The following is an 11,275-nucleotide window of genomic DNA, read 5'->3' as shown; positions in this document are numbered from 1 at the left end:
ATGTTTCATAACCTTCACGGCCGCCCCAGAATACATAGTTTTCTGCCCCAAGCTCTTTTCCGATTTCAAGACCCTTTTTCACTTTCGCAGCAGCATAGGCAAATACATCTGCGTTATTGGAGGTTGCTGCGCCATGAACGTATCGTGGGTGCGTAAACGCATTCACTGTATTCCAAAGCAATTTTGTTTTGCTTGTTTTCATATAATCTTTAATCATCGCAACGATCGGATCAAGCGCGTCATATGTTTCCTTTAGCGTATTTCCTTCAGGCGCGATATCGGAATCATGGAAGCAGAAGAAAGGTACATTTAGCTTTTCAAACAATTCAAATGCCGCTTCCACACGCGCTTTTGCTAAATCTAAGCCCTTATAATGATCCCAAGGACGAATCATCGTTCCTGCACCGAATGGATCTGTTCCATCAGCAGCGAATGTATGCCAATACGCAACAGAAAAGCGCAGAATTTCTTCCATTGTTTTGCCGTTTATTTTTTCTTCCGGGTTGTAATACTTAAATGAAAGTGGATTTTTTGATGCTGGACCTTCAAACTGAATTTGGTTAATATTTTGGAAATAAGCCATCTGAAACTTCCTCCTCTTTGGTTTTCATGTTACAAATTCACAGTTTGTTGTTATCGCTTACAACAAACTAAAAATAAAACAACTATATACCAATTTTCCTTCAGCTGTACAACTTATGAATTGATTATATCACCGCAAACTTTGTTTGTCCACTGGATAAACAAAGTTTATTATAATTAAAATTTATTCCGGAGAGTAAAATCGCTATAATAAATGTAAGTCTATTGTAAAAGAAGGGAACGGAAACTATTATGCAAACGACCTGGAATCAGCAGTTAGTAAAAAAAGAAAATAAATCAGTTGTATTCAATTTGATTATGAATCATTCCCCTATTTCACGTGCTGATATTGCGCAAAAATGCGGTTTAAACAAAGGAACGGTATCGTCATTAGTAGCAGAACTGCTGGAGGAACAGTTAATTTATGAATCTGGCCCAGGCGAATCCAGCGGGGGCAGACGTCCAGTAATGCTTTTGTTTAACCAAGGTGCTGGCTATTCTGTTGGAATTGATCTTGGTGTCAACTACATTCTCGGAGTCTTAACTGATCTCCACGGAAACATTGTGATTACCAAAAATGAAAAGTATATAAATGTATCCTTTGAAGATACCCTTAATCGTGTGAAAAGTATTATTTCTTCTTTAATCGATGCTGTCCCTCCCTCTCCCTATGGAATCGTCGGAATTGGAATTGGTGCACCGGGAGTTGTGAACAAAGAAGGAGATATTTTGCTTGCCCCTAATCTAGGTTGGAAAAACGTTTCACTAACAGCAGAGCTTGAAAACATGTTCAATGTACCTGTTATTGTTGAAAATGAGGCAAACGCCGGTGCTTACGGAGAGAAAAAATTTGGAATCGGACAACCCTTTGATGATCTCATTTATGTAAGTGCAGGAATCGGGATTGGAACAGGTATTATTATTAATGGGGAATTATATAAAGGAATTAATGGGTATTCGGGTGAGTTCGGGCACATGACAATTGACAAAAACGGAATGCAGTGCCGCTGTGGAAATAAAGGCTGTTGGGAACTATATGCTTCTGAACAATCCCTGCTATCAAAAGCAAATGAAATGAACTTGGGAATAACAAATGATGTCAATTTAGGCGAAATACTATTACTTGCACAAAGTGAGGGGCAAGCAGCCATTCAACTGTTGGAAGAGGTCGGCAAAAACCTAGGCTTGGGAATCATTAATATCATTCATGCATTTAATCCCCAGCAAATTATCATTGGAAATCGCCTGGCAGCAGCAAGACAATGGATTGAACCGCAAGTTCGGGACATTATTGGCAGATTCACATTGCCGTTCCACCAAACGGACATTAAGATTGATTTTTCAGATTTATCCCTTCCTTCTTCTGCTTTGGGAGTTGCAGCTTTTTCAACCGAAAATTTCCTGAAGTCAAAACTCCAAATGCAGTAGGTTGGATGTATTTTTTGATTAATGGCGATAATGATCGTAAATAAAGCCTACTATGAAATTCAACCGCAGGCTTTATTTACGACGTTTCTCTTTATCTTGACCTAGTGAAAGGGATTCTTTATCTGTTGTGAAAAATTCAGCTTAATTTTGAAGTAACCAGTGAGTTCGTTAGCCAAACTTTTGACCTTCAATACTGCAGCATGATGAGTAAGCCACACAGCCATTCATCCTCAATAATTATACAAGAATCTGAGGGGGTACTCCTTTTTTGTATCTAAAAACCTTTTGTATGTAAGGGCTGAAGGGGTTGTAAATTAATTCAATCTAGAAAAAATCCAAAAAACTTAGTTAGTTCTGTGCACAAACGAACTTGGTGCTGTTATAATAAACTCGAGCTAGGATACTATAGTTACACAAGTTTTTCAAAGTAAATTGAAAGCACTTTCTCTATATCCCCTAGCTAGAAAACTATAAAAAAGGAGGTTTAATTAACCATTCAAGAAAATCCTTTCAAAAAATATTTTTTTTAAAATGGATAAAAAACAACCTTAAACAGCTGAGTTTCTTCTATCAGTAACTTAGTTCATACACTATACAAATCAAGTTTGCGCTGTTGTAATTTCACTATATAATGTATGCGATTTCAAGGCGTGAAAATGGGAGGAATTATAAACATATGGAGACTATTAAAATTGGAATGGTTGGCTACAAATTTATGGGTAAAGCACACAGTCATGCCTATCGTGATCTTCCGCTCTTTTTCCCAAAAAGTATTCACCCTGAAATGAAGGTCATCTGTGGACGCAACCCCGAAGGTGTTGCTGAAGCAGCGAAACAATTCGGTTGGAAGGAATACACAACTGACTGGAGAGGCCTTTTAGACAGGGACGATATTGATTTAATTGATATTAATGCACCTAGTGATGTACATAAAGAAATAACTATTGCCGCAGTTCAAGCAGGCAAGCACGTTTTTTGCGAAAAACCGTTAGCGCTTACATTAAAGGACGCGAGAGAAATGCTTGAAGCTGTTGAAGCTGCTGGGGTTAAACATATGGTCGGTTTTAACTATCGGTTTGCTCCTGCTGTGATGTTAGCCAAAAAGCTAATTGAAGAAGGTAGATTAGGTGATATCTACCATTTTCGTGCCTGGTTTTTGCAGGATTGGCTCATTGATCCAAATTTCCCTCTTGCATGGAGGCTTCAGAAGGATATTGCAGGTTCAGGATCCCATGGGGACTTAGGCGCCCACCTCATTGACATGGCTCATTATCTCATTGGTGACATTACTGAGGTTATTGGAATGAGTGATACGTTCATCAAAGAAAGACCTCTTCCTACTAATATGGCAGGCCTATCAGCAATCGTTAGTGATAATGCAGAAAAAGGCGAAGTCACTGTAGACGATGCTACATTATTTTTAGCCCGATTTGCTAACGGTGCTTTAGGAAGCTTTGAAGCTACCCGTTTTGCCTCTGGTCATCGCTGCACAAATTCCTTTGAAATTAACGGCAGTAAGGGCAGCGTGATTTTCGACTTTGAACGAATGAATGAATTGCAGGTCTATTTCACTGATGACAGGGCTGATGTGCAAGGATTCCGTCGCGTACTTGCGACGGATCCTGCCCATGCTTTTGCTGAAGCATGGTGGCCGCCAGGACATACAATCGGTTATGAGCATACCTTTATTCATGAGGTTGTCGAGTTAATGGCAGCGTTCCGCGAAGACCGCCAGCCTGTTCCAAACTTCCGTGATGGCGTGAAATGTCAAGAAGTATTAGAAGCTGTTGATTTATCAATTGAAGAACGTCAATGGATTAAGGTTTCAGACATGTAAATAAAAGGAGTGTTTCATAAATGAAAAAACATGCAATGATCGTTTGGGGCGGCTGGGATGGTCACGAACCAGAGCAAGTAGCACAAATCTTTAAAGGAATTCTTGAGGAAGAAAACTTTCATGTAGAAGTTTCAAATTCACTTGACTCCTATGCAGATGTTGAAAAGCTGAAATCATTAGATTTAATCGTTCCGCACTGGACAATGGGGGAAATTGAAAAAAAATACGTATTGAATATATCTGAAGCTGTTATGAACGGTGTCGGCTTAGCCGGATGCCACGGCGGAATGTGCGACTCATTCCGGAACAACGTTGACTGGCAATTTATGACCGGCGGAAATTGGGTAGCACACCCAGGTAATGATGGCGTGGAGTACATGATTAATATCAAGCATTCCACAAGTCAGCTATTAGAAGGCTTTTCTGATTTTAAAGTTGTCAGTGAGCAGTATTATCTTCATGTCGATCCTGCAGTAGAGGTACTCGCGACCACACGCTTCCCAGTTGTTGATGGTCCCCATGCTACGAATAAAGCAGTTGATATGCCTGTCGTATGGACAAAACGCTGGGGTCTGGGAAATGTGTTCTATAATTCATTAGGGCATCAAGCTAATATCGTGGCAATGCCAGAGGTTTCACTTATCATGCGCCGTGGCTTTTTGTGGGCTTCCGAGGGAAAGAAACGAGCTAAAACATTGGCGGGGACATCTGATAACGGAAATCACACTGTATATTCAGGTATGGGAGATAGTCAATAAATTATATAACGAGGGAGCCAATATGAAAAAACTTAAAATTGGTATTGTTGGATGTGGAAATATCAGTTCAATCTATATGGAAAATTGTCAAAAATTCGATCATCTCGATCTTGTTGCATGTGCAGACTTAGATGAACAACGCGCACAAGCTCAAGCTGCAAAATACGGTATTCCTAAAGCCTATTCAGTACAGGAACTCCTTACAGACCCTGACATTGAATTAGTTATTAATTTAACGATTCCAAAGGCCCACGCAGCTGTTTGTATTCAAGCACTTGAAGCGGGTAAGCATGTCTATACGGAAAAACCTCTTGCAGTTACACGTGAGGAAGGACAACAAATTTTAGAAACGGCCAAGAAGCAAAACCTCTTAGTTGGCAGTGCGCCTGACACCTTCTTAGGTGCGGGTATCCAAACAGCAATTCATCTCATTGAACAAGGTGAAATCGGCGTTCCCATTGGGGCATCTGCTTTCATGATTACCCGCGGCCATGAGCATTGGCATCCGGACCCTGCATTCTATTATGATATTGGAGGCGGCCCAATGTTTGATATGGGACCTTATTATTTAACAGCCTTGGTGTCTCTATTAGGGCCAATTAAACGAATTTCTGGATCAACTCGCATTAGTTATCCAGAAAGAACAGTCACTAGCGAACCAAAAGCTGGTACTAAAATACAAGTCGCAACCCCAACTCATATCTCAGGTACCATAGACTTTGCATCTGGTGCAATTGGAACTATTACAACAAGCTTTGACGCTTTTGGTGGAACATCACTGCCTCCTATTGAAATATACGGCAGTGAAGGTACATTGTTAGTTCCTGATCCAAATACGTTTGGAGGACCTGTCCGCATCAGAAAACGTGACGAAAAAGAATTTGTAAATGTGTCTCTATCTTATGGCTATTCACAAAACAGCAGGGGCCTTGGTGTAGCAGATATGGCCCAAGCTATCCTCAGTGGAAGTGAGCATCGCGCAAATGGCAATCTAGCTTACCATGTTTTAGAAGCAATGCATGGCTTCCATAATTCCTCAGATAATGGAAAGCATTACATAATGGAAAGTACCTGTGAGAGACCTCAATCTTTGTCTCTGAAACAACCAACGAGTATCTAAGAAATTTCTACTATTTGGATATGATTGAACTCCCCCATCTACTCGCTACCGCTCCTTTCCCACAAGGGGATTGTTGGTCGAACGAAGGTGGGGGATTCTGTATCTTCTTCCTAGGAAGCGAAATACAGCGCCGTTCAACAAGCCTCTCATAGGGAAAATAGGGAGAGCTCACACTTCTTTTAATGGACAAAGCCTCTGAGATGACCTTTTGCCTCTTATAAGAAGTAATAACTGCTTCTCTGGTTTCTGTTTCTTCTAACCAAACTTTTGGCACATACTTCTGCAAAACGGCACGTTCTGCTTGAGGCAATCCATAAAGATCCCCTTAAACAGCGTAATAGGATAAAGAGAAAGACGATTATTAGCCTTACAGTAATACGGACATGGCTTTTCCTCTATAAAATCAAGTTCAATGGTTACTTACTGCACGCAAAAATTAATCCTGCGGAATCAATTCTTCTACAGATACCGTGACACGCTCATCTCGATGATTTTTTAATGCTCCCATCATAAGACAGCACTCCTTTTTCATCTTTTCTATCAGTGTTGACAGATGAAAAGTGTTCAGACACAAAAACTCTTTATTGAGGGAGGCTAGCGGGAAAAGGAATCTTTTTTTTTATTTTACAAATAGTAACAGTAATTATCAATTTGAGAGGTGAAAGAGGAATACATATGCTAAGGATTTTCTATAAGAAGAGACGGTCCAAGAAAAAGTTTTCTAAAATAAGTAACCAATTTGTAAAGGATAGTAGTGACGTTGCAAAATGCATAGTTGATAACTTATCCTCATTAAAGGAAGTCTTTGGCAAGACAGATGATGTCCTTTTTAAGGAATTTGAAGTTTTTTTTCATGAGTCAAAAAAAGTATTTATTTGTTTTTTAGACGGTATGGTGAATGAAAACTATATAAATACCCATATCTTGAAACCGTTAATGGAGCCGAATTTTGCAAATGATTGTTCGAGTGAAGAGAGTTTGCTAACAATCATAAAGAAAAGGATCTTAACAGCGACAACTGTTCAGGAACTTAAGAAGATGGATAAAGTGGTAGAAAGTGTTTTATCTGGAGAAACGGTTCTTTTCATCAATGGATTTAATATTGCAATATCAGTAAGTACCCAAGGTTTTGAATCAAGAAGTGTGGAAGAGCCTGAAACGGAATCCAATGTAAGAGGGCCACGCGATGGATTTAATGAAGTTTTAAAGGTAAATACCATGTTAATTCGCAGAAAAATTCAAAACCCGAATTTAATATTTGAGGATATGAAGATTGGTAAACAAACAAAAACCAATATCCGAATTGGCTATATAGAAGGGATAGCAAATACTAAGGTTGTCGAGGAAGTAAGGAAACGACTACAACGAATCGATACGGATGCAATATTAGAATCTGGTTATATTGAACAATTTATTGAAGATAGTCCTTTTTCACTATTTCCTACTATTGGAAGTAGCGAAAAGCCCAATAAAATTGCTGCCAAATTATTAGAGGGAAGAGTGGCCGTCATCTGCGATGGAACACCTTTTGTATTAACTATACCCTTTCTTTTTATTGAGGGTGTACAAGTTGAGGAAGATTATTATTCTCGGCCAGTTTTTGCTTCATTTATGAGATTACTGCGTTTATTAGCTCTATTTATTTCCATTGCCACACCGCCTTTTTATGTTGCACTTACCACCTACCATCAAGAGATGGTGCCTTCACTTTTGCTGGCAACAATGGCTGCAGCGGAGGAGCGTGTACCATTTCCTATATTCATTGAGGCACTCATTATGAGCATTGCCTTTCACCTGATAAAAGAGGCGGGAGTCAGGATGCCTAAACCAGTAGGATCGGCAATTAGTATTGTAGGTGCACTAGTTGTTGGAGAAGCAGCAGTGCAAGCTGGTTTGGTCAGTACCCCAATGGTCATCGTCATTGCCATTACCGGGATTTGTGAATTTGTTGTTGCAGCCTTTATAGATGCAGTTATATTATCTCGGATATTTCTGCTTTTCTTGGCAGGCACATTTGGATTATTTGGCATATTAATGGGATTTCTGGTTTTATTAGGGCACTTGTGTTCACTTAGTTCTTACGGTACTCCCTATTTAACTCCGCAGGCACCCATTATCTGGAGTGAATGGAAGGATTCTATTATTCGTCTCCCATTATGGCTGTTTAAATCTCGGCCTCAATCGATCACGCGGAAGGCATCCAGAAGAGAAGGTAATAATAACAAACCAACGAGCCCAATAACTAGCAAAGGAGAGGATTAAGGTTGAAAAAGGGGCTGTTATTGTTAACTTGCCTTGCCATATTATCCGGATGTTGGGACAGAACTGAATTAAAGGAGCTGGGAATCGCTGTAGGGGTTGCAATTGATAAGGATGCTGACACAGGTAATTATATCTTTTCATCGCTCATGCTAAGACCAGCATCCTTTAGTGCTCAATCTAATAGTACTACTCGTCCATTTGAAGAGGTCGTTACAAATGGAAAAACGATATTTGAAGCCATAAGGAAAGTAAATCTGATATTTGATCGCAAGGTTTTTTATGGACACAATAAGATAATCCTGATTAGTGAGGAATTGGCAAAAGAAGGGATTTTACCGATTCTTGACGCTTTTCAACGAGGAAAAGAATTCAGGGAATATGTGTACATTTGTATTGTAAAAAATGCCAAAGCAAGTGAGATATTAGCCTCAAGCACAAATGCGGCAACAATCTTACCTGCTATCCATTTACGGAATTTAGTTAATCATACGGACATACAGTTTAATGCAGCAAAAATAGATCTTCTCAATTTTTACAAACAGACGTTAGCAAGCGGAATTACTCCAGTAGTTGGTGTGTTGGAATTTGAAAAAGACAGATTTTCAAAAAAACATGTAAAAATATCAGGTGGAGGTGTTTTTAACAAGGATAAATTAGTTGGATATTTAAATGAAAAAGAAACAAGAGGTTACCGTTGGGGCAAAGGAGAAGTAAAAACGGCAGCTATATCAGTACCCTCACCAGTAAATGAAGAACGGTTTGACACAGTTGAAGTGAAAAACGTAAAGTCTAAAATAAAGCCAACAATAAAAGGAGATGAAATATCTTTTACCATTAGTGTCAACGGTGAAGGAATTATCGCTGAACAGCAATCAATTGCTACATTTGAAAGCCAAACAGAAAGGCTTGATTATTCGAGGAAAATAGAAGGGAAAATGAAGAAAATAATAGAAAAAGAAATACAAATGGCAATGGAGAAGGCGCAAAAAAAGCTTAAGTCTGATATTTTGGGTTTTGGCAACGCCTTAAACCAAGAAGATCCAAAAACATGGAATAAAGTAAAAAAGGATTGGAAGGAACGATTTACTGAAGTTCCATATACAGTAAATGTTAACTTTTCAGTAAAGACTACTGGGTTGATGCGAGGGCCCTTCCAACCCAGATATTAACGTTTGAATAGAAGTACAGCAGTATGATAAGCAATCAGTAGGAGAAAGATGATAATAAATAGGAAAGAGCCAATTAATATTATGCTTGATAACATATCGGCCTTCTTTATTATATCAAGAATTAACATCGCGCTCTCTCCTTTGTTTGGAAGTTTCACTTTTATGCTTTAAAAAAATAACAATTAATAATAGTACAGTCATAAGGTTAATCATTACCATAACAAACCAATGAACTTCGGAGCCAAGCCATCTATGGTAGATCATACTATCAAAACGAAAAATATTGTAAATAGGAAAGATGGGGCCCAGAATAACGATCACCCATTTTGGATCTTTGATTCTAAATATCCAAGTAACGGCAAGGACAGCGCCGTAAAAGTGCAGACTCATTTTGAAAAATCCACCGATAAAAATGACTAATATGGCTAATAAGTCTACATTCGTTATGATGTCAGCGATATTAATCGCTAATAGGACATGAAGTAAAGGAAGCGCAGAATTCGCTGTTAACTCTGGTCCCAACATGGAAATTAGAACGATTAAAGAAAAGATGATAAAAAATGTAGACAAGGCTATAGCAAACAAGGAGACTTTCCTTATTTGTTCCTGCTTTCTAACAAAGTGCCAAAACATGATAAAAACGACCAACTCACTAAAGGGAAAAGTGACAACTTCTACTAAGGTTTTTCCTAAAACCGGTTTTAAGCCATTTCCCAAAACGGGAAGTAAGGCCCTTATATTAAAATGACCCGAAAACATTGTAATAATATAAATGAAAATAAGAAAAATAATAAAGACTGGCAATAAGATTTCAGCCATTCTTGCCAGAACCTCAAAGCCTAAAGTAAGTATATAAGCGGTAACAATGATAAATAAATAAAGAATAACAATACGAGGTGTCAAAGGTAAAGCAGTCGCTTTAATCAATTCGCCAAATTCATAAAAATTAAAACTGGCACCACTCAGGAAATAAGCGCTGTAAATAAAAAGTAAAGGGATAGCTAATTTTCTTCCTATTGTACCATCCAGAATATCTGAAAAATTCTTATTAGGATAAAGTTTTGGGAATTGTGTAAATACCCATACAAGGCCTGATCCGATACATGAGGCAATTAAAACAACAATCCAGGCATCCTGCTTTGCTTTTATCCCAAGTGCGAAAAGGGTAGTACTCCCAATCTCAAATAACATTATTAGAAAAAATAATTGTACTCTAGTGATATAAACCATACTTATATAACCGCCTTAAGTTATAGTATAGAGATGATGTTTTAATTAAGGTGATTTACATTTATTTAGTTGTAAGCATTATTATTCATTTTGGACAAAAAGAATGTTGACTAAACTAGCGATATTGATTTAGCTAAATGCTCAGCCAAATCACCTACTTCTATATAATCGTCATGACGTTTTCTATTCCCTAAGGCACTTGCATATGCTTGTGCCTGGGACGGTTTTTCAGCAATTAAAACTCTCATATAAACATTCTCCTTTTCCATTAACGTTCTATTTCCTGCTCTTTACGATTTCTGGAAAACAGCTTAAAACTGGTTCGCTTTGGTTTCTCTTGTTGTTTGTCATGCTGCTGTTTTTCACGATTTAAGGCTGCTTCCTTTTTCAGCCTGTATACATCCTCAAATGAATGAGTTTTTCAAATTCCTTCATTGCCTATCTACAATACCGTTACACGCTCATCTCGATGATGTTTTAACGCTCCCATCATCAGAGATCTCTCCTTTTTCATCTTTTCTATTAGTGTTGATAGAAAAGATGAAAAAAGTGTTCAGACACAAAAACAGGCTGTGGAGAAAACTTTCTCGACAGCCTGAAAATATACTGGAACAAAACACCATAACGGCATATTTCTTATTTATCGAACTGTTTGTTTCTCTTATACAGTCACAGTCGATAATGTTTCTAATAGGTACTGATTGACCACTGCTTTTAAACGTTCCTGACGGCCGGATTTGTTCTTGATTTCTCCAAGGCTTAATGCATATTGCTCCAGCTTGTGGAAATCCGCTCTGCCTTCCACAATCTCTAAGCCAATGCCTTCTGTGAAGCTGCTGTATCTGTCAGCGATTACATCCTCTAATACTCTATCCTCAAGGAGTTTATT

8 protein-coding genes and 3 pseudogenes are annotated in these 11,275 nt (G+C 38.4%); 6 read left to right on the top strand and 5 right to left on the bottom strand.

All coding sequences use genetic code 11. The annotated features are described in order from the left end of the window. Window positions 1–583, bottom strand: a pseudogene (locus AAHB12_RS30350) (xylose isomerase); the annotation flags it as partial. Between the two features lie 251 nt (window positions 584–834). On the opposite strand from AAHB12_RS30350, the gene AAHB12_RS30345 reads away from it, so the two are divergent. The 4 genes from AAHB12_RS30345 (at window position 835) to AAHB12_RS30330 (ending at window position 5,725) form a co-directional block, all read left to right on the top strand. Continuing rightward, window positions 835–2,010 carry an ROK family transcriptional regulator gene (locus tag AAHB12_RS30345; protein ID WP_342048808.1) on the top strand — a complete coding sequence of 392 codons (1,176 nt, stop codon included), beginning with the start codon at window positions 835–837 and terminating at the stop codon, window positions 2,008–2,010. Between the two features lie 676 nt (window positions 2,011–2,686). Further along, window positions 2,687–3,847, top strand: a complete 1,161-nt coding sequence (locus AAHB12_RS30340) for a Gfo/Idh/MocA family protein (protein WP_342048807.1) — start codon at window positions 2,687–2,689, stop codon at window positions 3,845–3,847. A 20-nt stretch (window positions 3,848–3,867) separates the two neighbouring features. After that, complete coding sequence (locus AAHB12_RS30335; RefSeq protein WP_342048806.1) at window positions 3,868–4,605, top strand: ThuA domain-containing protein; 738 nt, start codon at window positions 3,868–3,870, stop codon at window positions 4,603–4,605. Window positions 4,606–4,627: 22 nt separating this feature from the next. After that, window positions 4,628–5,725: a Gfo/Idh/MocA family protein gene (locus AAHB12_RS30330; RefSeq protein ID WP_342048805.1), complete on the top strand. Its 1,098-nt coding sequence runs from the start codon at window positions 4,628–4,630 to the stop codon at window positions 5,723–5,725. 312 nt (window positions 5,726–6,037) lie between these two features. On the opposite strand, the pseudogene AAHB12_RS30325 reads toward AAHB12_RS30330, so the two are convergent. Next, window positions 6,038–6,236, bottom strand: a pseudogene (locus tag AAHB12_RS30325) (IS5/IS1182 family transposase); the annotation flags it as partial. Between the two features lie 140 nt (window positions 6,237–6,376). Here AAHB12_RS30325 and AAHB12_RS30320 point away from each other — a divergent pair. Together AAHB12_RS30320 and AAHB12_RS30315 are read left to right on the top strand one after the other, a co-directional pair. Continuing rightward, window positions 6,377–7,987 carry a spore germination protein gene (locus tag AAHB12_RS30320; RefSeq protein ID WP_342048803.1) on the top strand — a complete coding sequence of 537 codons (1,611 nt, stop codon included), beginning with the start codon at window positions 6,377–6,379 and terminating at the stop codon, window positions 7,985–7,987. A 2-nt stretch (window positions 7,988–7,989) separates the two neighbouring features. Beyond that, entirely contained in the window at window positions 7,990–9,156 is a 1,167-nt protein-coding gene (locus AAHB12_RS30315; RefSeq protein WP_342048802.1) for a Ger(x)C family spore germination protein, read from the top strand. 114 nt (window positions 9,157–9,270) lie between these two features. Here AAHB12_RS30315 and AAHB12_RS30310 read toward each other — a convergent pair whose 3' ends face one another. From AAHB12_RS30310 to AAHB12_RS30300, 3 genes and pseudogenes are all read right to left on the bottom strand, one after another. Continuing rightward, entirely contained in the window at window positions 9,271–10,386 is a 1,116-nt protein-coding gene (locus AAHB12_RS30310; protein ID WP_342048801.1) for a GerAB/ArcD/ProY family transporter, read from the bottom strand. A gap of 110 nt (window positions 10,387–10,496) precedes the next feature. Next, window positions 10,497–10,634, bottom strand: coding sequence for a hypothetical protein (locus tag AAHB12_RS30305; RefSeq protein ID WP_342048800.1), 138 nt, complete (start codon window positions 10,632–10,634; stop codon window positions 10,497–10,499). A gap of 413 nt (window positions 10,635–11,047) precedes the next feature. Further along, a pseudogene (locus AAHB12_RS30300) lies at window positions 11,048–11,275 on the bottom strand (xylose isomerase); the annotation flags it as partial.

The organism is Bacillus sp. OTU530 (assembly GCF_038440375.1).
Note: the sequence above shows the minus strand (reverse complement) of the source record. Positions and strands in the feature narration are given on the sequence as shown.